General features: G+C 62.0%; 26 protein-coding genes. 21 read left to right on the top strand and 5 right to left on the bottom strand.

All coding sequences use genetic code 11. The features are described from left to right. Positions 1 to 8: 8 nt before the first annotated feature. Both AC0L2Z_RS10315 and AC0L2Z_RS10310 read right to left on the bottom strand, forming a co-directional pair. The gene (locus AC0L2Z_RS10315) at positions 9 to 491 is read right to left on the bottom strand and encodes an SRPBCC family protein (protein ID WP_473627793.1); all 483 of its coding nucleotides are present in this window, start codon (positions 489 to 491) and stop codon (positions 9 to 11) included. After that, complete coding sequence (locus tag AC0L2Z_RS10310) at positions 488 to 802, bottom strand: ArsR/SmtB family transcription factor (protein WP_023801161.1); 315 nt, start codon at positions 800 to 802, stop codon at positions 488 to 490. The genes AC0L2Z_RS10315 and AC0L2Z_RS10310 overlap by 4 nt, the downstream gene beginning before the upstream one ends. Positions 803 to 1,039: 237 nt before the next feature. Here AC0L2Z_RS10310 and AC0L2Z_RS10305 point away from each other — a divergent pair, with 237 nt between their 5' ends. Continuing rightward, positions 1,040 to 1,555, top strand: coding sequence for a single-stranded DNA-binding protein (locus AC0L2Z_RS10305; protein ID WP_473627792.1), 516 nt, complete (start codon positions 1,040 to 1,042; stop codon positions 1,553 to 1,555). A gap of 133 nt (positions 1,556 to 1,688) precedes the next feature. Next, positions 1,689 to 2,114, top strand: a complete 426-nt coding sequence (locus AC0L2Z_RS10300) for an OsmC family protein (RefSeq protein WP_287214922.1) — start codon at positions 1,689 to 1,691, stop codon at positions 2,112 to 2,114. Between the two features lie 84 nt (positions 2,115 to 2,198). Here AC0L2Z_RS10300 and AC0L2Z_RS10295 read toward each other — a convergent pair whose 3' ends face one another. Together AC0L2Z_RS10295 and AC0L2Z_RS10290 are read right to left on the bottom strand one after the other, a co-directional pair. Beyond that, positions 2,199 to 2,828 (bottom strand): MarC family protein, encoded by a 630-nt coding sequence (locus AC0L2Z_RS10295; RefSeq protein WP_128168113.1) that lies wholly within the window; start codon positions 2,826 to 2,828, stop codon positions 2,199 to 2,201. 78 nt (positions 2,829 to 2,906) lie between these two features. Next, positions 2,907 to 3,443, bottom strand: a complete 537-nt coding sequence (locus AC0L2Z_RS10290; RefSeq protein WP_473627790.1) for a hypothetical protein — start codon at positions 3,441 to 3,443, stop codon at positions 2,907 to 2,909. Between the two features lie 85 nt (positions 3,444 to 3,528). Here AC0L2Z_RS10290 and AC0L2Z_RS10285 point away from each other — a divergent pair, with 85 nt between their 5' ends. After that, complete coding sequence (locus AC0L2Z_RS10285) at positions 3,529 to 4,383, top strand: helix-turn-helix transcriptional regulator (RefSeq protein ID WP_473627788.1); 855 nt, start codon at positions 3,529 to 3,531, stop codon at positions 4,381 to 4,383. Positions 4,384 to 4,575: 192 nt separating this feature from the next. Then, positions 4,576 to 7,380, top strand: coding sequence for a DNA gyrase subunit A (gene gyrA / locus AC0L2Z_RS10280; RefSeq protein ID WP_473627786.1), 2,805 nt, complete (start codon positions 4,576 to 4,578; stop codon positions 7,378 to 7,380). 75 nt (positions 7,381 to 7,455) lie between these two features. Here the strand turns inward: gyrA and AC0L2Z_RS10275 are convergent, their stop codons facing one another. Continuing rightward, on the bottom strand, positions 7,456 to 7,608 hold the full coding sequence (locus AC0L2Z_RS10275; protein ID WP_128168117.1) for a hypothetical protein: 153 nt from the start codon (positions 7,606 to 7,608) through the stop codon (positions 7,456 to 7,458). A 335-nt stretch (positions 7,609 to 7,943) separates the two neighbouring features. On the opposite strand from AC0L2Z_RS10275, the gene coaD reads away from it, so the two are divergent. The 17 genes from coaD to AC0L2Z_RS10190 all read left to right on the top strand — a co-directional run bounded on the left by coaD (position 7,944) and on the right by AC0L2Z_RS10190 (position 24,144). Next, positions 7,944 to 8,444, top strand: coding sequence for a pantetheine-phosphate adenylyltransferase (gene coaD, locus AC0L2Z_RS10270; RefSeq protein ID WP_023801169.1), 501 nt, complete (start codon positions 7,944 to 7,946; stop codon positions 8,442 to 8,444). A gap of 74 nt (positions 8,445 to 8,518) precedes the next feature. Continuing rightward, on the top strand, positions 8,519 to 9,109 hold the full coding sequence (locus tag AC0L2Z_RS10265; RefSeq protein WP_473627784.1) for a peptidylprolyl isomerase: 591 nt from the start codon (positions 8,519 to 8,521) through the stop codon (positions 9,107 to 9,109). 28 nt (positions 9,110 to 9,137) lie between these two features. Next, on the top strand, positions 9,138 to 9,650 hold the full coding sequence (locus tag AC0L2Z_RS10260) for a peptidylprolyl isomerase (RefSeq protein ID WP_473627783.1): 513 nt from the start codon (positions 9,138 to 9,140) through the stop codon (positions 9,648 to 9,650). Then, complete coding sequence (locus AC0L2Z_RS10255) at positions 9,647 to 10,045, top strand: hypothetical protein (RefSeq protein ID WP_128168119.1); 399 nt, start codon at positions 9,647 to 9,649, stop codon at positions 10,043 to 10,045. The genes AC0L2Z_RS10260 and AC0L2Z_RS10255 overlap by 4 nt, the downstream gene beginning before the upstream one ends. 12 nt (positions 10,046 to 10,057) lie before the next feature. Then, complete coding sequence (gene queA / locus AC0L2Z_RS10250; RefSeq protein ID WP_473627781.1) at positions 10,058 to 11,173, top strand: tRNA preQ1(34) S-adenosylmethionine ribosyltransferase-isomerase QueA; 1,116 nt, start codon at positions 10,058 to 10,060, stop codon at positions 11,171 to 11,173. Further along, positions 11,166 to 12,296 carry a tRNA guanosine(34) transglycosylase Tgt gene (gene tgt, locus AC0L2Z_RS10245; RefSeq protein ID WP_287238172.1) on the top strand — a complete coding sequence of 377 codons (1,131 nt, stop codon included), beginning with the start codon at positions 11,166 to 11,168 and terminating at the stop codon, positions 12,294 to 12,296. The genes queA and tgt overlap by 8 nt, the downstream gene beginning before the upstream one ends. Before the next feature lie 139 nt (positions 12,297 to 12,435). Further along, complete coding sequence (locus tag AC0L2Z_RS10240) at positions 12,436 to 12,672, top strand: Lrp/AsnC ligand binding domain-containing protein (protein ID WP_023801175.1); 237 nt, start codon at positions 12,436 to 12,438, stop codon at positions 12,670 to 12,672. Positions 12,673 to 12,843: 171 nt separating this feature from the next. After that, the gene (locus AC0L2Z_RS10235; RefSeq protein ID WP_287228633.1) at positions 12,844 to 14,256 is read left to right on the top strand and encodes a circularly permuted type 2 ATP-grasp protein; all 1,413 of its coding nucleotides are present in this window, start codon (positions 12,844 to 12,846) and stop codon (positions 14,254 to 14,256) included. Between the two features lie 179 nt (positions 14,257 to 14,435). Then, positions 14,436 to 15,377, top strand: a complete 942-nt coding sequence (locus AC0L2Z_RS10230) for an alpha-E domain-containing protein (RefSeq protein WP_473627778.1) — start codon at positions 14,436 to 14,438, stop codon at positions 15,375 to 15,377. Positions 15,378 to 15,494: 117 nt separating this feature from the next. Beyond that, positions 15,495 to 16,289, top strand: coding sequence for a transglutaminase family protein (locus AC0L2Z_RS10225; protein ID WP_473627776.1), 795 nt, complete (start codon positions 15,495 to 15,497; stop codon positions 16,287 to 16,289). Between the two features lie 32 nt (positions 16,290 to 16,321). Further along, on the top strand, positions 16,322 to 17,053 hold the full coding sequence (locus AC0L2Z_RS10220; RefSeq protein ID WP_023801179.1) for a proteasome-type protease: 732 nt from the start codon (positions 16,322 to 16,324) through the stop codon (positions 17,051 to 17,053). A gap of 55 nt (positions 17,054 to 17,108) precedes the next feature. Further along, complete coding sequence (locus AC0L2Z_RS10215; protein WP_473627775.1) at positions 17,109 to 18,518, top strand: pyridoxal phosphate-dependent decarboxylase family protein; 1,410 nt, start codon at positions 17,109 to 17,111, stop codon at positions 18,516 to 18,518. A 126-nt stretch (positions 18,519 to 18,644) separates the two neighbouring features. Continuing rightward, positions 18,645 to 19,412: a DeoR/GlpR family DNA-binding transcription regulator gene (locus AC0L2Z_RS10210; protein ID WP_473627774.1), complete on the top strand. Its 768-nt coding sequence runs from the start codon at positions 18,645 to 18,647 to the stop codon at positions 19,410 to 19,412. Between the two features lie 139 nt (positions 19,413 to 19,551). Beyond that, complete coding sequence (gene glpD / locus AC0L2Z_RS10205) at positions 19,552 to 21,078, top strand: glycerol-3-phosphate dehydrogenase (RefSeq protein WP_473627772.1); 1,527 nt, start codon at positions 19,552 to 19,554, stop codon at positions 21,076 to 21,078. A gap of 28 nt (positions 21,079 to 21,106) precedes the next feature. Continuing rightward, complete coding sequence (locus tag AC0L2Z_RS10200) at positions 21,107 to 22,189, top strand: ABC transporter ATP-binding protein (protein ID WP_287342970.1); 1,083 nt, start codon at positions 21,107 to 21,109, stop codon at positions 22,187 to 22,189. A 12-nt stretch (positions 22,190 to 22,201) separates the two neighbouring features. Continuing rightward, a complete protein-coding gene (locus tag AC0L2Z_RS10195; protein ID WP_473627770.1) occupies positions 22,202 to 23,272 on the top strand; it encodes an ABC transporter ATP-binding protein in 1,071 nt (356 codons plus the stop codon). A gap of 5 nt (positions 23,273 to 23,277) precedes the next feature. Next, positions 23,278 to 24,144, top strand: a complete 867-nt coding sequence (locus tag AC0L2Z_RS10190) for a carbohydrate ABC transporter permease (protein ID WP_027151935.1) — start codon at positions 23,278 to 23,280, stop codon at positions 24,142 to 24,144. Positions 24,145 to 24,184: the final 40 nt, after the last annotated feature.

The following is a 24,184-nucleotide window of genomic DNA, read 5'->3' as shown; positions in this document are numbered from 1 at the left end:
TGTGCCGCTCAGGCCGCGCGCAGGGAGAGGCGAGGCGTGTTTGCGGCTATGGTCTGTCTCGGGTTGTGTGCGTCGAACGAAAGCCTGCAACCGGCGCCGGCAACGGCAGGTGTGGCTACTCGTGCAAATCCGTCGTGGACGATGCGCAGATGGGTGCCGCCCGACACAGTGCGGTCGAGCGTGAAGGTGACGATACTGTCCAGCGGGCTGGTGAGCGGATGCGCTGTATTGCCAGGCGCCGGCCGCTCCCGCCAGGAGTAACGCAGCAGGCGTTCGGGCTCGGCGTCGAGGATTTCGCACTCGATCGGTGCATCCGGCCTGGCAAAGGCAAAGCGGCCGCCGATCTCCGGCTTGATGTCGTTCGGCATCATCCAGGCCGCGAGCAGGTCCGGCACAGTGAGCGCCCGCCACACTTTTTCCGGCGGCTCTGGAAGCTCGCACTCGAACTCGATAGAATCTGCCGTCATGTCTGAATGCTGTTTTGCCGTCATTGGTCCATATCCTTCAAAACCGCCTTGAGCCGTTCGATACGCTCGGGCCAGAACGCACGGTAGCGCTCGATCCAGCCGAGCAGTGGGTCAAGCCCTTGCGGATCGGCGCGATAATAGGCGTTGCGGCCGGCTCGCCGCTCGGCTACCAGGCCGGCGCCGCGCAGCACTGCGAGATGCTGCGACACGGCCGGTTGCGACACGCTCAGGCCGCTGCGCAGTTCCGATACCGTCATCTCGCCGGCGGCGAGCCGTTCATAGACGGCGCGGCGCGTCGGGTCGGCAAGCGCTCGAAAAATCTCGGCTTCGATCATGCCGGAAGCATAAGTCTACGCTTATTGATTTGGCAAGCAGTCTTTTCGCGCCCATATGGAACGGTACGGCGGAACCCATCGATTGCTGACATTCCTTGACAAAACGGATTGATGGTTATAGAACGAAAAGAGAACAAAAACCTTGTGGGAAAAGCCAGCCACGGCAGGCGGGGAATGTCCGCAGTCTATAAGGTGAGAGCGAGAAAAAATTGTTTCGGATGAGCGCGGAGAAGTATCATGGCGGGTAGCGTCAACAAGGTCATTCTGGTGGGCAATCTCGGGGCGGACCCGGAAATCCGCCGTTTGAATTCGGGTGAGCCGGTCGTCAATATCCGCGTCGCCACGTCGGAAAGCTGGCGCGACAAGACTTCCGGCGAGCGCAAGGAAAAGACCGAGTGGCACAATGTCGTGATCTTCAACGAGCAGCTCGCCAAGGTCGCCGAGCAGTATCTGAAGAAGGGTGCGAAGGTTTATGTCGAGGGCCAGTTGCAGACGCGCAAATGGCAGGACCAGACCGGCAATGACCGCTACACGACCGAAATCGTGCTGCAGAAATTCCGTGGGGAACTGCAGATGCTCGACGCACGCGGGCAGGGCGAGGGCGGTCAGGTCGGCAGCTATGCCGGTGGCGACAGCAGCCGCGGTTCCGATTTCGGCCAGTCCGGCCCGGGCGAGAGTCTCAATCGCGGCGGCGGCGGCAACAAGGGTGGCGGCGGTTCGTCGCGCGAACTCGACGACGAAATTCCGTTCTGATCGCTTGGAGCGAGCGGCTCTGCGCGAGTTGACAGCCAGCTATTTGAGGCCACGCATGGGCGTCCCGAAAATCTATCTTGGATTTTCGGGACGTTGTGCGTTTTGAGCGGTGTGCGGTGAAAGGACGTATCAGGTGAAAGCACGGGTCAAATGGGTCGAGGAGCGCACTTTCGTCGGCGAGTCCGGCAGCGGTCACAAGATGGTGCTGGGAACCGCGTTCGGACCGGACGGCAAGACGCCGGGGCCGAGCCCGATGGAACTGGTGCTGCTCGGCACTGGCGGCTGCTCGGCCTATGATGTCGTCCACATTCTCGAAAAGGGCCGCGAGGCGGTCGAAGACTGCGTGGTTGAACTCGACGCCGACCGGGCGGAGAAGGAGCCGCGGGTGTTCACCCGCATCCATATGCATTTTATCGTCAAGGGCCGCGCGCTTTCGCATGACAAGGTCCGGCGGGCGATCGACCTGTCGATCGAAAAATACTGCTCGGCCTCGGCAATGATGGCCAAGACCGCCGAGATCACCCACGACTTCGAAGTTATTGATACGACGGCGAAGTAGGATAGCGTCCAGTGGCGGTTCGTTGCGCGAGACGGACAACGAAAATGACGGCCTCGGCAATCAAGCGCGAGGCCGCTTTCATTTTCATGCCGCCATCAGCGCCTTGACGCCGTCGGCGACGAACTGCACGGCGAGCGCCGCCAGGATGACACCGAGCAGCCGGGTCAGGATCGAGCGGCCGGTTTGGCCGAGGACCCGGTCGATGCGCTCGGCCAGAACGAACACCAGATAGGTGATCACAAGGCAGATCGCGATGATGCCGACAAGGGCTGCCTGCGCGCCAAAACCTGGAAACGAGCCGGACAGCAGGACTGTCGCTGAAATTGCGCCCGGACCGGCGATCAGCGGGATCGCCAGCGGAAAGGCGGCGATGTTGTGGATCATGTCCTTGGTGATGGCGACGTCGCCAATCTTCTCCTTGCGGTCCTGCCGGCGCTCGAACACCATTTCGAAGGCGATGAAGAACAGCAGGAACCCGCCGGCGACGCGGAACGCCGGCAGCGTGATGCCGAACACCGACAGGATCGATGCGCCGGCGATTGCAAACAGCGCCATCACCAGGAAAGCGATGATCGAGGCGCGCACGGAAACCTGGTTGCGCTCCTCGCGGTTCATCCCGCGCGTCACGGCAAGGAAGAGCGGCGCCAGGCCAGGCGGGTCGATGGTCACCAGAATGGTGACGAAGGCGTTGAACAGGCTGTCGAAGCTCGGCATCTCTGACCCTCCCCGCCGGGCGGTGCCCGAGACCCCAGCATTGGTAGAGCAAAGCGGCGTCAGGGGAAACCGTGCAGGTCAGCTGCTGGCGACGCGCCGCGCCAGGAACTCGACTTCGAGCCGCCAGGTCGCGCCATCGTCCTGAGAGCGTTCGCCTAGCCAGCGGAACGAATTTTCGGTGATGCGGGAAAAGCTCCAGCGCACCGAGGCGCCGGTGCCGTCGGCGCCTTGCTGGACGATGGTGTCGCCCTCGGCGCGGCCGAGCTGGCGGCTGTAATACTGGGTGCGCGGATCGCTCCAGAAGATATGCCAGGCGTCGATGCCCGGGTCATAGACGCGCAGTGTCGTGCCATAAAAGCTCCATTTGCCGAGCGACCTCTGTGCGCCAGTGTTGCGCGCGGGCAAGATCCATACGTCCTGGATCGCGCGGCCCTCGAGCACCCAGCCGAAATGCACCTCGCCGCGTCCGGTCAGCACCTGGCCGTCTTCGAGATGGCGCGTGGCATCGAACGTCCAGGCGCCGACGAAGCGGCCGTAAAGGTTCAGTTTTTCGGCAAGGCCTGCGGCTGGCCCGTCACCGTGCAGGGCTTCGGCAAAGTAAGACGAATTGAACATGGTTTCTGCCCACTTTGTCAGGAGACCGGGAAGAATAGGCCGCGCCAGGCTTCTTGCGCTTGGGAAAAATTGCTATCTTTCGACCATGACGACGAGCGTGCATACACTGGCGTCCGGAAAAGGCTGGCGGGTGTCGGACGTGGTCTGCACTGCCGGCGTCGCTGATCGCCCGTTCGAGGAAGAGCATCGCAACTTCTGCGTCGCAGTGGTGACCAACGGCACCTTCCGCTATCGCGCACGCCAGGGCACGGCGATGCTGACGCCGGGCGCAATTCTGCTCGGCAACCCCCGCACTTGCTACGAGTGTCGGCACGAGCATGGCGCCGGCGACCGCTGCATGTCCTATCATTTCAGCCCGGCCTATATGGAACAGATCGTCGCCGACACGCCGGGCGCGAAGAAGCTGGCCTTCGAGACGCCGCTTCTGCCGCCCTTGCCGACGCTGGCACGGCTGCTGGCCGAGGCGGAAGCCGCGCGCGAAATGGCCGAGATCGAGGCGTTCGAGGAACTCGGACTGCGGATTGCCGGCGCAGCCGTCGCCTCCGGTCTCACGCCCGCTGCCCGGTCACCGAGCCGCCGCGATCAGAAACGCGTCGCGGAGGCGGTGCGGCGCATCGAAAAGGATGCCGAAAGCCCGGTCTCGCTCGCCGAGCTTGCAAGCGAAACGGCGACCAGTCCTTACCATTTCCTGCGCAGCTTCCGGCATGTCGCGGGCATGACGCCCTACCAGTTCGTGCTGAAAACCCGGCTGCACAGGGCGGCGGTGCGGCTGCGCATGTCGGACGAGGCGATCTCGACGATCGCCTTCGAAGCCGGGTTCAACGATTTGTCGACCTTCAACCGCCGTTTTCGCCGCGTGATGGGGGAGGCGCCCGGTGCCTACCGGATCCGGCGGCGAGGCGATAAATTGCCGAACGCATCCGTGGTTCCGGCTTTGTGAAGCAAAAAATCGGCCTGCCAATGAGCTTTGCCCCGGCGGCCACGAAAGCGCCTCGGCCATATCGTCGCAATCAGTGATATCCTTTTGAAATCACCACAAAAACCGACACTGGAAAACTGCCGCGGACGTTGGAGTTTCGCCCCGGCTTCCTATATAAGCACCGAGTGATTCCCGATTTGATTGTGACCTGATTTGACCGACCAGAAGACACCGCGCGGCGCCGACGGCGGGCCCACCGGCATCGAGCCGATATCCATCATCGAGGAGATGCAGCGCTCCTATCTCGATTACGCGATGAGCGTGATTGTCAGCCGTGCGCTGCCCGACGTGCGCGACGGGTTGAAGCCGGTGCATCGCCGCATCCTCTACGCTGCCCATGAGAGCGGCTACCACTGGAACCGCAAATATGTGAAGTCGGCGCGCCCGGTGGCCGACGTGATGGGTAAATACCATCCGCATGGCGACGCCTCGATCTACGACGCCTTGGTGCGGATGGCGCAGGACTGGTCGCTGCGCGTGCCGCTGATCGACGGGCAGGGCAATTTCGGCTCGATCGACGGCGATCCGCCGGCGGCGATGCGTTACACCGAATCGAGGCTGACCAAGGTCGCGCATGAGTTGCTGGAAGACATCGACAAGGACACCGTCGATTTCCAGGACACTTATGATGCGTCCGGCAGCGAGCCGAAAGTCCTGCCGGCGCGCTTTCCGAACCTGTTGGTCAACGGCTCCGGCGGTATCGCCGTCGGCATGGCCACCAACATCCCGCCGCACAACCTGGGCGAGGTCTGCAACGGCGCCATTGCCCTCATCGACAATCCGGCGATCGATCTGCCGGCGCTGATGGAGATCATTCCAGGGCCGGATTTCCCGACCGGCGGCATCGTGCTCGGCCGTTCCGGCATCTACAGCGCCTATTCGACCGGCCGCGGCTCTATCGTCATGCGCGGCCGCGTCAACGTCGAGGCGCGCGGCAACGACCGTGAATCGATCGTCATCACCGAGGTTCCCTACCAGGTGAACAAGTCGTCGATGATCGAGAAGATGGCCGAGCTGGTGCGCGACAAGCGTATCGAAGGCATTTCCGACATCCGCGACGAGAGTGATCGCCAGGGCTACCGTGTCGTCATCGAACTGAAGCGCGACGCGGTCGCCGACGTCATCCTCAACCAACTCTACCGTTTCACGCCGCTGCAGACGTCGTTCGGCGCCAACATGGTGGCGCTGAACGGCGGCAAGCCGGAATTGCTGACGCTGACCGACATGCTGAAGGCGTTCGTCGCCTTCCGCGAGGACGTGATCAGCCGGCGCACGAAATTCCTGCTGCGCAAGGCGCGCGACCGTGCCCATGTGCTGGTCGGCCTTGCCATTGCCGTCGCCAACATCGACGAGGTGATAAAGCTGATCCGCAGCGCGCCGGATCCGCAGACGGCGCGCGAGCAGTTGATGGAGCGGCGCTGGCCCTCGGGCGACGTCGAATCGCTGATCCTGCTGATCGACGATCCGCGCCACCGCATCAACGAGGACGGCACCTACAATCTGTCCGAGGAACAGGCGCGCGCCATCCTCGAACTGCGCCTGCAGCGGCTGACAGCGCTCGGCCGCGACGAGATCGCCGACGAGTTGAACACGATCGGCGACGAGATCAAGGATTACCTGGACATCCTGTCGTCGCGCGCCCGCATTCAGCAGATCGTCAAGGACGAGCTTGCCGCCGTGCGCGACGAGTTCGGCACGCCGCGCCGCACCGAGCTGTCCGATGGCGGGGCGGATATGGAAGACGAGGACCTGATCCAGCGCGAGGACATGGTCGTGACGGTCAGCCATTCCGGCTACATCAAGCGTGTGCCGTTGTCGCTCTACCGGGCCCAGCGCCGCGGCGGCAAAGGCCGCTCCGGCATGTCGACCAAGGAAGAGGATTTCGTCACCCGGCTGTTTGTCGCCAACACGCACACGCCGGTGCTGTTTTTCTCCTCGCGCGGCATTGTCTACAAGGAAAAGGTGTGGCGCCTGCCGATCGGCAACCCGCAGTCGCGCGGCAAGGCGCTGATTAACATGCTGCCGCTGGAGCAGGGCGAACGCATCACCACGATCATGCCGCTGCCCGAGGACGAGACCAGCTGGGGCGAACTCGACGTGATGTTCGCCACGACGCGCGGCACGGTGCGCCGCAACAAGCTGTCGGATTTCGTCCAGGTTAACCGCAACGGCAAGATCGCCATGAAGCTGGAAGAGGAGGGCGACGAGATACTCGGCGTCGAGACCTGCACCGACAATGATGACGTGCTGCTGACCGCAAGCTCCGGCCAGTGCATACGCTTCTCGGTCAGCGACGTGCGCGTTTTCCAGAGCCGCAACTCGGTCGGCGTGCGCGGCATCGCCATGGCTGCCAGCGACCGGGTGATCTCGATGGCGGTGATCGAACATGTCGATGCGTCGCCGGCCGAACGCGCGGCTTATCTCAAGCGGGTGGCGGCCGAACGGCGGCTCGCCGCCGGCATTGCGGCGGGCGAGGACGAAGACTTCCAGCTCACCAATGAGGAGGTCGGCGAGGAGACGGAGCTTTCCGACGAGCGCTACGAATTCCTCAAGGCACACGAGCAGTTCGTGCTGACGGTGACGGAATATGGCTACGGCAAGCGCTCGTCTTCCTATGATTTCCGCCAGATAGGGCGCGGCGGCAAGGGCATCCGCGCCACCGATGTGTCGAAAGTGGCTGAGATCGGCCGTCTGGTCGCGACTTTCCCGGTCGGCAATGACGACCAGATCATGCTCGTCTCGGATGGAGGCACCGTCATCCGCGTGCCGGTCAACGGAATTCGCTTCGCCAGCCGCGCCACCAAGGGCGTGACCATCTTCAACACCGCTGACGGCGAGAAGGTCGTTTCGGTGGAGCGGATAACGGAACCGCAGTCGGACGAGGAAGCCGAAGAGAGTGTCGAGGGCGACGCAACTCTGGATACCGGTACTGCTGGCCCGGACAATAACGCCGAGTAGGTCTTGAACGCCGAGTAGGTCTTGATGGGCGATGCCGGCCCGATGGACCGGCGCCGTTAACAGGCGGCGACCGGTCTAGAAGTGGCGTGAAGGCTTGCGGATACCGAAGCCTCCGAACCGCTTGGCATTGGACTTGGCGCGGACGCGCTCTGCTTCCTGATGCAGCCCGAATACGGTGGCGATGAGCATGGCGACGGTCATTGCGGTGGCGAGCATGTAGATCAGCATGTGCGTGTTCTCCTGCACCTAGCAACGATCAAATGGGGTTTTGGTTTCATCTTCTGAAGCTGCAATCTAATGAACGCTGCGTGAAGCCTTCGTGATCGGCCCATTCATTGGTCGTTCATCTCGGCCAAAAGGTTCACTCAAAGCGCATCGCGATTACCGTGGCTCAGGCGATGCGCTTTGAAGTCCTGTTTTGGGTGCATGCCGTTGTTCCAAACGGCTGTGCACCTCGGGTCGGGCCCTGACTCAGGCCCAGGGCAGGCTTTTGCGGCGACATGGATTGGCGGCTCGCCGATCGGATTTGCCTTTGCGAGAGAGGCTCGCTAGAAGCACCTGCCATGACCGAACGCATCGCCCTTTATGCCGGCTCCTTCGACCCGCCGACCAACGGCCATCTCGACGTGCTGAAGGCGTCGCTGGCCGTGGCGGACACCGTCTATGCGGCGATCGGCATTCATCCCGGCAAGAAGCCGCTGTTTTCTTTCGAGGAGCGGGTCGGCCTCATCGAAGCTGCGACGAAGGCCGAATTCGGCCGCGACGGCGCGCGCATCAAAATCGTGGCTTTCGACGGGCTGGTCATCGACGCTGCCAGGAAGCAGGGCGCCTCGATCATGATCCGCGGTCTGCGCGACGGCACCGATCTCGACTACGAGATGCAGATGGCCGGTATGAACGAGACCATGGCGCCTGAACTGCAGACGGTTTTTCTGCCCGCCAGCCCTTCGGTGCGAACCATTACCGCCACACTTGTCCGTCAGATAGCCTCGATGGGCGGCGACGTCCGCGCCTTCGTGCCGGCGGCTGTGGCTGGCGCACTCACCGCCAAGTTTGCGAAATAATGCATGTCGCCCAACGTGGAACCCGGTTTTGGGGCAACGACATGCGTGAAACAAAGGTTTTCGGAGAAAGATCCATGCAGCTCAAAAGGCTCGCCATCTGCTTTGTCGTTCTTTTCGGTCTTGTGACCGCATCCGTTTCGGCGTTCGCCGCCGATCCGGAAAACACCATGGTCATCACGCTGAAGGACGGCGACGTGACCGTCGCGCTCAGGCCCGATCTCGCGCCGAAGCATGTCGAGCAGATCAAGAAGCTGGTGCGCCAAGGCGCTTATGACAACGTCGCTTTCCACCGTGTCATCGACGGCTTCATGGCGCAGACCGGCGACGTGAAGTTCGGCAACATGAAGAACGGCTTCAGCGCCGATGCTGTCGGCACCGGCGGTTCCGATCTTCCCGACCTGCCGGCCGAATTCTCTCAGACCGAGCGCTATCAGCGCGGCGTGGTCGGGATGGCCCGCTCGCAGGACCCGGATTCCGCCAATTCGCAGTTCTTCATCATGTTCGCGCCGGCGCCGCCGCTCGATGGCCAGTACACCATCGTCGGCAATGTCGAGAACGGCATGGAGTTGGTGGACAAGATCAAGAAAGGCGACGCGGCGCAGAACGGGGTCGTCACCGATCCCGATCGCATGATCAAGGTGCGCATCGCCGCCGACCGCAAGTAAACCCATTTGTTTCAAAGGATATTCTGACATGGCCGAGATCAAGGACCGCGAGAACGCGCTCATCATGGAAACGACCAAGGGCAAGGTCGTCATCGAACTGTTTCCCGATCTGGCACCCGGCCATGTCGGCCGTATCAAGGAACTGGCGCGCGAAGGCGCTTATGACGGCGTGGTGTTCCACCGCGTCATCGACGGCTTCATGGCGCAGACCGGCGACGTGAAATTCGGCAATTCCAGCAAGCCCTCTTTCGCACCGTCGCGCGCCGGCACGGGCGGCTCCGACAAGCCCGACCTGAAGGCGGAGTTCTCCAATGCCAATCACGGCCGCGGCACCTGCTCGATGGCGCGCTCGCAGAACCCGAACTCGGCCAACTCGCAGTTCTTCATCTGCTTCGAAGATGCCGCCTTCCTCAACCGCCAATACACGGTCTGGGGCCAGGTCATCGAAGGCATGGACAATGTCGACAAGATCAAGCGCGGCGAGCCGGTGCCGGATCCTGACAAGATCGTGTCGCTGAAGGTGGCGGCCGACGTAAAATGACCTACCGAGCTGTCGCGGCGATCACTCTGATGCTTGTCGCGGCGGCTACTCCGGCGCTGGCGACAGAATCGATTGTTTGCAGCGCTGAGGGCAACGCGGCATCGATCGACGTCCTGATGGGGCACACTGCCGTCATCGCGGTTGCGCGCGTATGGCTTGATGCCGGCGGCAGGAACTGGACCACCGACGGTCAGCCGGGTTCGACGAAAGTCATCGTCGGACAGGCATTCGAGGACGACCAGCAGATGGCGATCGATCTCACCGATGAGGGCATCAGCTCGATCGTAGCCAAATTGCGACTGGTCAAGGCCAGCGAACAGTCCAATTTCGCAATGGGCGGCACGCTGAGCATCGACGGTGTTGGCGCCTGGGCGGTGACCTGCCCGGAATTTTGAGGCGGGGTTTTCTTGCGCGTCGATCTATTCGACTTTGATCTGCCGGAGGAGCGCATCGCGCTTCGACCGGCGGAACCGCGCGACAGCGCCAAAATGCTGGTTGTCAGACCGGGTGAGGGACTTGAGGACCGGACGGTGCGCGAGCTGCCGTCCCTGCTCGAGACCGGTGACGTGCTGGTCTTCAACGATACCAAGGTCATCCCGGCGCAGCTGAAAGGCATCAGGCGGCGCGGCGAAGCAGCGGCGCAGGTCGAAGCCACGCTGCACATGCGGGTGGCTCCCGACCGCTGGCTGGCTTTCATGCGGCCGGGCAAGCGCATCGCCGTCGGCGACCGCATCCATTTTGGCCATGACGCCAATTCCTGCTTTCTCGGCCAGCTTGATACCACGGTGATCGCGAAGGGCGAGGCCGGCGAGGCTTTGCTCGGTTTTGACCTCTCTGGTCCGTTTCTCGATGAGGCGCTGCACGCCGTCGGCCACATTCCGCTGCCGCCTTACATCGCTTCGAAGCGCGACGACGACGAACGCGACCGCAAGGACTACCAGACCATCTATGCTAGGGAGGAGGGGGCTGTGGCGGCACCCACTGCCGGCCTGCATTTCACGCCCGAGCTTTTCGCCGCTCTCGATGCCAAGGGCGTCGAGCGGCGCTTCGTCACCATGCATGTCGGCGCCGGCACGTTCCTGCCGGTGAAAGTCGACGACACCGCCGACCACAAGATGCATGCCGAGATCGGTTCTGTCAGCCCGGAAACCGCCGCGGCGCTCAACGCGGCGAAGGCGCGCGGTGGGCGCATCATCGCCGTCGGTACGACGTCGCTGCGCCTGCTGGAGAGCGCCACGCGGGAGGACGGCACATTGGCTGGATGGTCGGGTCCGACCGACATCTTCATCACGCCCGGCTATCGTTTCAAGGCCGCCGACATGCTGATGACCAATTTCCATCTACCGCGCTCAACGCTGTTCATGCTGGTTTCGGCGTTTTGCGGTCTGAAAACAATGCGTGCGGCCTATGCGCATGCCATCGAGACCCGCTACAGGTTCTACTCCTACGGAGATGCAAGCCTTCTGTTCAAAGAGGAGAACGATGGACGCGCGCCCGGTATACGACAAGAATTCAATGACTAAGGCGTTCACCTTCGAGGTGCTGGCGACCGACGGCAAAGCGCGGCGCGGCTCCATCACCATGCCGCGCGGAGAAATCCGCACGCCGGCCTTCATGCCGGTCGGCACCGGCGGCACGGTCAAGACCATGTATATGGATCAGGTGCGCGGCGTCGGCTCGGATATCATCCTGGGCAACACCTATCATCTGATGCTGCGGCCCGGCGCCGAACGTGTGGCGCGGCTTGGCGGCCTGCATGAATTCGCCCGCTGGCCGCACCCAATCCTGACCGACAGCGGCGGCTTCCAGGTGATGTCGCTGTCGAAGCTGAGGAAACTGAACGAAAAGGGCGTTACCTTCCGCTCGCATATCGACGGCGCCGCCCATGAGATGTCGCCCGAGCGCTCGATCGAGATCCAAAGGCTGCTCGATTCCGACATCCAGATGCAGCTCGACGAATGCACCGCGCTGCCGGCCATGGAGAAGGAGATCGAGCGGGCCATGGAGCTGTCGCTGCGCTGGGCCGAGCGTTGCAGGACGGCGTTCGGCGACCAGTCCGGGAAGGCAATGTTTGGCATCGTCCAGGGCGGCGACATACCGGCCCTGCGGCTGCGCTCGGCGCAGGCGCTGAAAGCGATGGACCTCAAGGGCTATGCGATCGGCGGGCTGGCGGTCGGCGAGCCGCAAGCGGTGATGCTCGAAATGCTCGACATCACCTGCCCGGAACTGCCCGCTGACAGGCCGCGTTATCTGATGGGTGTCGGCACGCCCGACGACATATTGAAATCGGTGGCGCGCGGCATCGACATGTTCGATTGCGTGATGCCGACGCGCGCCGGCCGCCATGGCCTCGCCTACACTCGGCGCGGCAAGGTCAATCTGCGCAACGCCCGCCATGCCGACGATCCGCGTCCGCTGGACGAGCAAAGCGACTGCCCGGCCGCCAGAGATTATTCACGCGCCTATCTGCATCATCTGGTCCGCTCGCAAGAGGCGCTGGGGGCGATGCTTCTGACCTGGAACAATCTTTCCTACTACCAGAGGCTGATGCAGGACATTCGTGCCGCCATCGACGCCGGCGCCTTCGAGGCGCGGGCGGCGGAAATTTGCGAGGGCTGGGCGCGGGGCGATATCCCAGCGATGTGATGGTGCTCTGGTGCTCAGCGAAGTACCGCGCGCAGGTTGCAGCCAGTGTTTTGCCTGAGCGCCGTCCTGATGCTTGAAAGCCGGGCGGCAGTCTGCCACAAGGGCCGCTTATGCCGTGCAAGCTGAGCAGGACCGGGCAATGAAGGCATTTTTCGTGCAGATAAAGTGCGATCTGGGCAAGTCCTATGACGTTGCCGGCGCGTTGGCCGATGCCGAGATCGCCTCGGAAATCTACTCGACAGCCGGCGACTACGATCTGCTCGCCAAATTCTATGTCGACGACGACGAAGACATCGGCCACTTCGTCAACGAGAAGGTGCAGAGTCTTCCCGGCATCAAGGACACGTTTACGGTGGTCACCTTCCGCGCGTTCTGAGCGACGCCTGCCACCTGCCCGGGCACAAGGCAAAGCCTGACCCAGCCATATCGGCGCTGCCCTAATTTTAGGCAGGTCGCGACATACTGATCGCCAACATCCTCCAAATCACCGATTGCGCTTGATTTTCTCCGGTGACGCCAGTGAAATGGCCTCACAGGGAGTAAGCGATTGGCAGCGTTCGACGAAATGCTTCCGGAAATCTCCGGATTGAGAAAACCGTATTCGGCTTACGATCGCTGGCTGAAGGAGCAGGATCCGGCCAGGCTTACCGAAAAGATGCAGGACGCCGAACGCGTCTTTCGCAAGACCGGCATCACCTTTGCCGTCTATGGCGAGCAGGAAGCCTCCGAGCGCCTTATTCCCTTCGACATCGTTCCGCGCATCATTTCCGGCAATGAATGGCGACGGCTGACGCAAGGCATCGAGCAGCGCGTCCAGGCGCTGAACGCCTTTCTCGACGATATCTACCACCGCCAGGAGATTTTGCGCGCCGGGCGCGTCCCCAAGGAATTGATCGCCAAGAACGAGGCATTCCTGCCGGAGATGATCGGAGTGCGGCCGCCAGCCGGCGTCTACACCCATATCATCGGCGTCGATATCGTTCGCATCAGCGAGAACGAGTTCTACGTGCTGGAGGACAATGCGCGCACGCCGTCCGGCGTCTCCTACATGCTGGAGAACCGCGAGACGATGATGCAGCTCTTTCCCGAACTGTTCCAGCAGATCAAGGTGCGGCCGGTGGAAAACTATCCGCAGCTCTTGCGCCAGTCGCTGGCGGCAGTGCGGCCGCAAGGTACCAAGGGCGCGCCGACCATTGCCGTGCTGACTCCGGGCAGCTTCAACTCCGCCTATTTCGAACATGCCTTCCTTGCCGACCAGATGGGTGTGCAGCTTGTCGAGGGGCAGGATCTGCGCGTCATCGATGGCCACGTCGCGATGCGCACGACCGAAGGCTACAAGCAGATCGACGTTCTTTATCGAAGGGTGGACGATTCTTTCCTCGATCCGCTGACCTTCCGCCCCGACTCGGCACTGGGTGTGCCGGGCATCATGGATGTCTACCGTGCCGGCAACATCACCATCGCCAATGCGCCGGGAACCGGCATCGCCGACGACAAGGCGATCTATTCCTACATGCCCGAGATCGTTGAATTCTACACCGGCCGCAAAGCAATCCTCGGCAACATCCCGACCTGGCGCTGCTCGGAGCCGGACAGCCTGAAATACGTGCTCGAACATATAGACGAGCTGGTGGTGAAGGAGGTGCATGGCTCAGGCGGCTACGGCATGCTGGTCGGGCCGGCCGCGACCAAGAAGGAATGCGAGGATTTTTCCAGGAAACTCGCGGCAAGACCGTCGAACTACATCGCCCAGCCGACGCTGGCGCTGTCGACCTGTCCGATCCTGACCGACAAGGGACTGGCGCCGCGCCATGTCGATCTCAGGCCCTACGTGCTGGTATCTGATCGCATCCAGATCGTGCCGGGCGGGCTGACGCGTGTGGCGCTGAAAGAAGGCTCGCTGGTGGTCAATTCGTCCCAGGGCGGCGGGACGAAGGATACGTGGGTGCTGGATGATTAGAGAGTGAATAGTGAATAGTGAATAGTGAATAGTGAATAGTGAATAGTGAATAGGTAAGGATGACATGTCGTTGATGTTGGTGAAATGCCCTGAAATAAAGCACGCGGCGTCGTGCCCTGGAAAAATTTGGCCATTCACCATTCACCATTCACCATTCACCGTCCGAAGGACCGCGTAGAATGCTTCTCGGCCGCACCGCCAACGGGCTCTACTGGATGAACCGCTACATCGAGCGGGCGGAAAACATGGCGCGGCTGGTCGATGCCGGGCTGCGCATGGCGCTGACCCGCACCCAGAACGCCTCCGAAGAGTGGAATTCGGTGCTGCTCAGTGCCGGTTCGGACGCCGCCTTCACGCAGAAATATTCCGACTATACCGCCGCCAACGTTGCCGATTTCCTGCTGCGCGACACATCCAACCCGTCGAGCACGATGACGTCGATCGAAACGGCCCGTAACAATGCCCGCATGGTGCGCACCGCATTGACGCGCGAGACCTGGGAAAGCATCAACGAAGCCTGGATGTCGCTGAAGCGCATGCTAGCCAAGCCGATCGACGAACGCGACCTGCCCAGCGTGCTCGACGCGATCAAGCGCGAAACGGCACTGATCCGCGGCTCGTTCTACGGCACCATGCTGCGCAACGAGATCTTCGATTTCTCGCAGCTCGGCACTTATGTCGAACGCGCCGACAACACGGCGCGCATCCTGGACGTGAAATACTACGTGCTGTTGCCGTCGATCTCGTGGGTCGGCTCCACGCTCGATAATTACCAGTGGGAATCGATCCTGCGCTCGGTCTCGGCGCATCGCTCTTATCGCTGGGTCTACGAGGCCGACTACAAGCCGACCAACATTGCCGACTATCTGATCCTCAACGTTCGCATGCCGCGTTCGCTGACCTTCTGCTACCGTTTCCTGACGGAGCATCTCAGATTCCTGGGCGACGATTATGGTGAGCGCCATGCCTGTCATGTGACAGCCGGCAAGACCCAGGCGATGCTGGCCGCCGGCTCGATCAAGGACATATTCGATGCCGGCCTGCATGAATTCCTGGCCAATTTCATCCTCGACAACATCAGGCTCGGCGACGAGATCGCGCAGGACTACAGGTTTTATTGAGCATGATCCCGGAAAGTGGAAGCCGGTTTCCGGAAAAAATCATGCTCAGGGGACGAGCATGATCCCGGAAAGTGGAAGCCGGTTTCCGGAAAAGATCATGCTCAGGGGACGAGAGCAATGCGGCTGAAGATCACTCACCGGACCGAGTACCGCTACGATGCGCCGGTGCACTATCTGTTGCAGCGGCTGCGGCTGCTTCCAGTCAGCGGTCCGACACAGACCGTCTTGTCCTGGGCGCTGAAGATCGAAGGGGCGCGCGAAGAGGTGCGCTTCACCGACCATTTCGGCAACGACACGCGGCTTTTGAGCGTCGAAGGCGAGCGCGATTTCATCACCGTCGAGGCATCGGGCGAGGTGGTGACACGCGACACATCAGGCGTCAGCGGGCCGCGTCAGGGTTTCGCGCCGCTGTGGTTGTTTGGCCAGGAAACGCCGTTGACCACGATCGGCGGCGGTATTCGCGAACTCGCGGCGTCGGTCGGCGAGGGGGCCGATATCGAAAGGTTGCACCGGCTGATGGCGGTGATCGGCGAGCGCGTGGCCTATACGATGGGCACCACCAACCCGGCGACCCCGGCCGAGGACGCGCTGGCGCTCAAGACCGGCGTCTGCCAGGACCACAGCCACATCTTTGCCGCCGCCGCGCGGGCCATGGGGTTTCCGGCCCGCTACGTCAGCGGCTATTTGATGATGGATGCGGCGGTCGAGCAGGCGGCGAGCCATGCCTGGGCCGAAGCGCATGTTGCGGGCCTTGGCTGGGTCGCGTTCGACGTCGCCAACGGCATTTCGCCCGACGAACGCTATGTGAAGGTGGCAACCGGCCGTGATTACCGCGATGCCACGCCCGTATCAGGAATTCGACTGGGACAAGCGGAAGAACAGCTTGCGGTGACCGTCACCGTGGAGCAGTAATCCCCGGCAAGATTTGCTGCCAAAGGGATTCGATGACCTATTGCGTCGGCTTGAAGATCGATCGCGGGCTCGTGTTCATGTCGGACACGCGCACCAATGCCGGCATGGATTCGATCTCTACCTTCAAGAAGATGCATGTCTGGGAGCAGCCGGGCGAGCGCGTCATCGTGCTGATGTCGGCCGGCAATCTGGCGACGACGCAAGCTGTCGTCAGCCTGCTCGACGAACGCACGAAGGCGGTGGCCGATCGCCACGCCACGCTGCTTGAAACGCCGTCGATGTACCAGACGGTGCGGCTGGTCGGCGACACCGTCAAGGAAGTCATCGCCAGTTCGTCGCCGGCGGGCGAAAAGGCCGATTCCTACTTCAATGCCTCCTTCATCCTCGGCGGCCAGATCAAGGGCAGCGCGCCGCGGCTGTTCATGATCTATCCGGAAGGCAATTTCATCGAATCGACCGAAGACACGCCGTTCTTCCAGATCGGCGAGACCAAATACGGCAAGCCGATCATCATCCGCGCCTATGAGAAGGCGATGAGTTTCGCCGAGACGGTGAAACTGCTGCTGGTGTCGTTCGACTCGACGCTGAAATCGAACCTGTCGGTCGGTCTGCCGCTCGACCTGCTGTTCTACGAAAAGGACGCCTTCAAGGTCAGCCTGAAGAAGCGGATCGCCCAGGACGACCAATATTATCGGACGATCTCGGACGGCTGGTCGAATGCACTGAAGGCTGCTTTTGCGAGCCTGCCTGACTTTCCCGAGTGAAAGCCTCCGTGTTTCGTGCTCTTTGATCGCTGGGCCCGATGCGACGGAGAGCAAGATGAATAGCAACGAATTCCGGGAATGGTCGCTGCGCGCGGCCGAATGGGGTGCCGACTACAGGAGCACACTTCGCGAAAGGCCGGTGCGGCCGCTCGTCGAGCCGGGCGAAATCTCCAGAAGCATCGAAGTCTCGCCGCCGGAACATGGCGAAACGATGCAGGCAATCTTCGCCGACTTCGAGCGCAAAATCCTGCCCGGCATGACGCATTGGCAGCATCCGCGCTTCTTCGCCTATTTCCCGGCCAATGCCGCACCGGTCTCGGTGGTGGCCGAATATCTGGTCTCGGTTATGGCCGCGCAATGCATGCTCTGGCAAACTTCGCCGGCAGCGACCGAACTCGAGACGCGCGTCGTCGACTGGATGCGTCAGGCGCTTGGCCTGCCGGAAGGGTTTTCCGGCGTCATGCAGGATTCGGCATCGTCGGCGACGCTCGCCGCCGTGCTGACCATGCGCGAGCGCGCGCTCGACTGGCAGGGCAACAAGAAGGGCCTGCAAGGCCAGCCGATATTGCGCGTCTATTCTTCCGATCAGGTCCACACCTCCATCGACCGGGCGATCTGGGTGTCGGGCGTCGGCGAGGACAATCTCGTGCGTATTCCGGTTGCCGGCCGCTTTCGCGCCATGGATGTCGCAGCTCTCGAAGCGGCTGTCGTTGCCGACCGGCAGGCGGGCATGCTGCCGGCCGGCATTATCGCCTGCGTCGGCGGCACCAGCACCGGCGGCACCGATGATATCGCCGGCGTCGCCGCGGTGGCGAAACGGCACGGCCTCTATCTGCATGTCGATGCCGCCTGGGCCGGATCGGCGATGATATGTCCGGAATACCGGCATTTCTGGGCGGGCGTGGAGCAGGCGGATTCCATCGTCTTCAACCCGCACAAATGGCTGGGCGCGCAGTTCGACTGCTCGGTGCAGTTCATCCGCCGGCCGGAAGACCTGGTGCGGACGCTGGCCATCAAACCGGACTACTTGGAGACGCATGGGCGCGACGGCATCATCAACTATTCCGAATGGTCGGTGCCGCTCGGGCGTCGCTTTCGCGCACTGAAACTCTGGTTCCTGCTGCGCGCCCACGGGCTGGAAAGTCTGCGGACCATGATCCGCAACCATGTCGCCTGGAGCGAAGGGCTGGCCGAGCGGCTGGCCAGGGAACCGGATTTCGAGATCGCCTCGGAGCCGATGCTGTCGCTGTTCTCGTTCCGGCATCGGGCGGCCGGCACCGATTCGGACGAACACAACCTGCGGCTGGTCAACGCGATCAACGACGATGGCCGCATCTACCTGACGCAGACACGGGTGGACGGGCAGGTCGCGATCCGCTTTCAGGTCGGCCAGTTCGAGACGACGGCGGCGGATGTCGACACCGCATTCGGGGTCATCACCGAAATCTCCCGCCGGCTGGCCTGAATTGGTCGGCGAAGTTGCGTGGAGGTTTGTCTTTGGACGCACGCATTTTTCGTTAGCCGCCCCCATGCCTTTTCACCGCTTTCGTTTTTCGCTATAGACAAGGAAAACGAAAACGGGAGATCCCCAATGTATCTGTCGCCGCGTCATTCCGAGATCATCCAGATGGCCAAGGACAATGGCCGCGTGCTGGTCGAGGATCTGGCAACGCATTTCAACGTGACGCCGCAGACCATCCGCAAGGACCTCAACGATCTGTGCGACCAGCGCCTGCTTTCCCGTATCCATGGCGGGGCGCTGTTCCCGTCCGGCATCGAAAACATGGAATATGAGGCGAGGCGCAAGATCGCCGCCGACGAGAAGGAGGCGATCGGCCGCGCCGCAGCCAGGCTGATCCCGGACAACGCCTCGCTGTTCATCAATATCGGCACCACGACGGAGTCGGTCAGCAAGGCGCTTCTCGATCATACCGGCCTGATGGTCATCACCAATAATATCAATGTTGCCAACAGGATGCGCATATATCCTTCCATCGAAGTTGTTATTGCCGGCGGCGTCGTGCGGGGTTCCGACGGCGGTGTGGTCGGCGAAGCGGCGGTCGATTTCATCAGGCAGTTCAAAGTCGACTACGCGGTGATCGGCGCCTCGGCGATCGACCATGACGGTGCGTTGCTCGATTTCGATTTTCGCGAGGTGAAGGTGGCGCAGGCGATCATCGCCAATGCCCGGCATGTCATCCTCGTTTCCGACCAGACCAAGTTCGAGCGGACGGCGCCGGTTCGCATCGGCCACCTGTCGCAGGTCAACACTTTCATCACCGATCGCTGCGATATCCCGTCGGTGCGCAAGATCTGCCAGGAAGCAGAGGTTCAGCTGATCGAAACCTCGCTCCCCTAGATGGTGCCGTTGATGGTGCCGTTGCGGCAACTCCTGCTCTTTATATTTCGTTTGACATTCGTTCCTATTTCGAAATAATCCCGACACGGTTTCGTAAAAACCTAAGAATGCTGCAATGCGAAATCCGGGAGGACTTTTTGTGAGCGCATCCCCGATCCATGACATCTTCGTCATCGGTGGCGGTATCAACGGCTGCGGCATTGCCCGCGATGCGGTTGGGCGCGGCTTCTCGGTGTTTCTTGCCGAGATGAACGATCTGGCCAGCGGCACGTCCTCGGGCTCGACCAAACTGATCCATGGCGGCTTGCGCTATCTGGAGTTCTATGAGTTCCGCCTGGTGCGCGAGGCGCTGATGGAGCGCGAGATCCTTTGGAAGAACGCGCCGCACATCATCTGGCCGATGCGCTTCGTGCTGCCCTATGCCAAGGGCCTGCGCCCGGCCTGGCTGATCAGGCTCGGCCTTTTCCTCTACGACCACATTGGCGGGCGCAAATTGCTGCCGGCGACCAGGACGCTGGACATGGCAAACGACCCAGCCGGCAAGCCGCTGAAGCCGTTGTTTCGCAGGGCCTTCGAATATTCCGACGGCTGGGTCAACGATGCGCGGCTGGTGGCGTTGAACGCCCGCGACGCCGCCGATCGCGGCGCAACGATACGAACCCGCACGAAAGTCGTCGACGCACGCCGTGAAGGCGAGTTCTGGACGGTCAGGCTGCAAAACACGCAGACCGGCGACACCGAGGAGGTCAAGGCGCGGCTTTTGGTCAACGCCGCCGGCCCATGGGTCGACCACGTGCTGTCGGCTACGGTCGGGTTGAACGACGTGCACAATGTCCGGCTGGTACAGGGCAGCCATATCGTCATCAGCAATAAATTCGACGATCCGCGCGCCTATTTCTTTCAGAACAAGGATGGCCGCATCATCTTTGCCATCCCCTACGAGGAAGAGTTCACGCTGATCGGCACCACCGACCAGGACTTTTCCGGCGACCCGCGCGACGTGAAGATCAGCGATGCCGAGATCGATTACCTCTGTGCTGCGGCGAGCGAATATTTCGCGCAACCGGTCAAGCGTTCGGACATCGTCTGGACCTATTCCGCCGTGCGCCCGCTTTATGACGACGGCGCCTCGAAGGCGCAGGAAGCGACCCGCGATTATGTGCTGAAGACCGACGGCGGCGAAGGCACGGCGCCGATCGTCAACACCTTCGGCGGCAAGATCACCACCTATCGCCGGCTGTCGGAATCGATGCTCGAGAAAATCGAGGGTTTTCTCGGCAAGCGCGGCAAGCCGTGGACGGCAAACGCGCCGCTGCCGGGCGGCGATTTCCCGGCGCGCGGCTTCGACGCCGAAGTGGCGAAACTGAAAACGGCCTATCCGTTCCTCGATGCGCGTCTGGCGCGGCGCCTGACCCGGCTTTACGGGACTCGCGCAAGGATGCTGCTGGGCCTCGCCAGGTCGAATGCCGACCTTGGCCGCAACTTTGGCGCCGATCTCTACGAGGCCGAGGTACGCTACCTCGTTCAAAATGAATGGGCGATGACGGCCGAAGATGTATTGTGGCGCAGGACAAAGCGCGGCCTGCAACTGAGCCGCGAGCAGGCGGCAGCGCTCGACGAATTCATGCGCGGGATAAGCCGGCGCCATGTCGCGGCTGCCGAATAGTCATGCAGAAAGCCTGGGAGGAGGCATCATGCTGGAACTGAGAAACGTGACGAAGACGGTCGGGGCGACGGAGCATATACGCGACGTCTCGCTGACGCTTCAGCACGGCTCGCTCAACGTCCTGCTCGGGCCGACGCTTTCCGGCAAGACCAGCCTGATGCGGCTGATGGCCGGCCTTGACGTGCCGACATCCGGCTCGGTCTGGTTCGATGGCAAGGATGTCACTGGCATTCCGGTGCAGAAGCGCAACGTCGCCATGGTCTACCAGCAGTTCATCAACTATCCGGCGATGACCGTTTACGAGAATATCGCCTCGCCGCTGAGGGTGGCCGGTGCCGAGCGGGCAAAGATCGACAAGGAGGTGCGCAATGCCGCAGCCCTTCTCAAGCTGACGCCCTTTCTAGACCGCACGCCGCTCAGCCTCTCCGGCGGCCAGCAGCAGCGCACCGCGCTGGCCCGCGCCATCGTCAAGAACGCCAGCCTCGTGCTGCTCGACGAGCCACTCGCCAACCTCGACTACAAGCTGCGCGAGGAGCTGCGCGCGGAATTGCCGAAGATCTTCGCGGCGACCGGCACCATCTTCGTCTACGCCACGACCGAGCCGCACGAAGCCTTGCTGCTCGGCGGCAACACGGCGACGCTTTCCGAAGGCCGCATCACCCAGTTCGGCCCGACGATCGACGTCTTCCGCAGGCCGAACGACCTCGTCACGGCCAGGACGTTCGCCGATCCGCCGCTCAACACGATCGTGCTGAAGAAGAGCGGTTCGAGCTTCCTTCTTGAAGGTGGGGTGAGCCTCCCGGTGCCGGCTGAACTCGTCGGTATTGCCGATACGAGTTACACGATCGGCTTCCAGCCCCACCATCTCTCCCTTGCCCGGCCGAGCCCGTCGGCGGTGGCGGTGAGAGCCAAGGTCTCGGTCACCGAGATCACCGGTTCTGAAAGTTTCGTGCATCTCGATTTCGCCGATGTCCGCTGGGTCATGCTTGAGCACGGCATCCTGGTGTTCGAGCCGGACCAGACCATCGAGGTGTTCATCGACCCGCGGCACATCATGGTGTTCGACGCGAACGGCCGCTCGGCCGCGCCGCCACAGATGCTGGCGGCTTGAGGAGGAGGGCACATGGCGCGCATCGACTGCAATCACATCCGCCACGCCTACGGGCCGCATCCGAAGTCGGACAAGGACTATGCGCTGAAGGAGGTGCATCACGCCTTCGAGGACGGCGGCGCCTATGCGCTGCTGGGGCCGTCGGGCTGCGGCAAGACCACGCTGCTCAACATCATTTCCGGCCTGTTGTATCCGTCGCACGGCGAGCTTCTGTTCGACGGCAAGGACGTCACCAATCTGTCGACGCAGGAGCGCAACATAGCTCAGGTGTTCCAGTTTCCGGTCATCTACGACACCATGACCGTCTACGACAATCTGGCCTTCCCGCTGCGCAACCGCGGCGTTGCGGAACCCGACGTCGACCGCAAGGTGCGTGAAACCCTTGACATGACCGGTCTGGCCGACATGGCCAAGCGAAAGGCGAGGGGGCTGACCGCCGACCAGAAGCAGAAGATCTCGCTCGGACGCGGGCTGGTGCGCTCCGATGTCAACGCGATCCTGTTCGACGAGCCGCTGACCGTCATCGACCCGCATATGAAATGGGTGCTGCGTTCGCAGTTGAAGCAGCTGCACAGGCGCTTCGGCTTCACCATGGTCTATGTCACGCACGACCAGACCGAGGCACTCACCTTCGCCGAAAACGTCGTCGTCATGTATGAAGGCGAGATCGTGCAGATCGGCTCTCCAGCCGAACTGTTCGAGCGCCCCAAGCATACATTCGTCGGCTATTTCATCGGTTCGCCGGGCATGAACGTCATGCCGGTCGCGGTCGAAGGCAGGAGCGCGCGGCTCGGCAGCCAGACGATCGAATTGCCGGGCGCGCCCAAGGCCGGGATCACCGGTGCGATCGAACTCGGCATCCGCCCCGAATATGTCAGGCTTGGCGCCAGCGGCATGCCGGTTTCAATCCGCAAGGTCGAGGATATCGGCCGCCACAAGGTGGTGCGCGCCAGTTTCGAAGGCCGCGACATCGCGGCGATTATCAGCGAGGACGAGGACATTCCCGCCGATCCGAAGATCGCTTTCGACCCGGCCGGCATCAATATCTATGCCGATTCCTGGCGCGTCGAGATGGGAGGCTGAACTCCATGGATAAGACCTGGAACAACAAGGCATGGTTCATGGTGCTGCCGGTGCTGGTGCTGGTGGCGTTCAACGCAATCATCCCGCTGATGACGGTGGTCAACTATTCAGTTCAGGAGACGTTCGGAAACAACCTGTTCTTCTTTGAAGGCGTTAAGTGGTTCCAGGAAGTGCTTAATTCGCCGCGCTTCCACGCATCGCTCCTGCGCCAGTTCGCCTTCACCGGGTTAATCCTGCTGATCGAGGTGCCGCTAGGCGTGGCGGTGGCGCTTGCCATGCCGCGTTCCGGCCCATGGGTCGCGGTCTGCCTGGTGTTGATGTCGCTGCCGTTGCTGATCCCATGGAACGTCGTCGGCGCCATGTGGAACATCTTTGCGCTGCCGGACATCGGGCTGCTCGGCTATGTTATCAACGCGATGGGCATCAGCTACAATTTTACCAGCCAGCCGCTGGCGGCGTGGTTCACCGTCGTCCTGATGGACGTATGGCATTGGACCTCGCTGGTGGTGCTGCTTGCCTATGCAGGCCTCGTCTCGATCCCCGACGCCTACTATCAGGCTGCAAAGATTGACGGTGCATCACGTTGGTCGGTGTTCCGCTTTATCCAGCTGCCCAAGATGAAGCGCGTGCTGACCATTGCCATGCTGCTGCGGTTCATGGATTCCTTCATGGTCTACACTGAACCGTTCGTACTGACAGGCGGGGGACCGGGCAATGCCACGACCTTCCTGTCGATCGATCTTGTCAAGGCAGCGCTCGGCGAATTCAACCTCGGAATCGCGGCGGCCATGAGCATCATCTACTTCCTGATGACGCTGCTGGTGTCGTGGCTCTTCTACACCCTGATGACCCAATCCGAAGCGGAGGGCTGAGATGACATCAGTGAAGGAAGGCCTTGGGGATAAAAGGGGC

Source organism: Mesorhizobium sp. WSM4850 (genome assembly GCF_055811735.1).
This window is presented reverse-complemented; position numbering and strand designations above follow the sequence as displayed.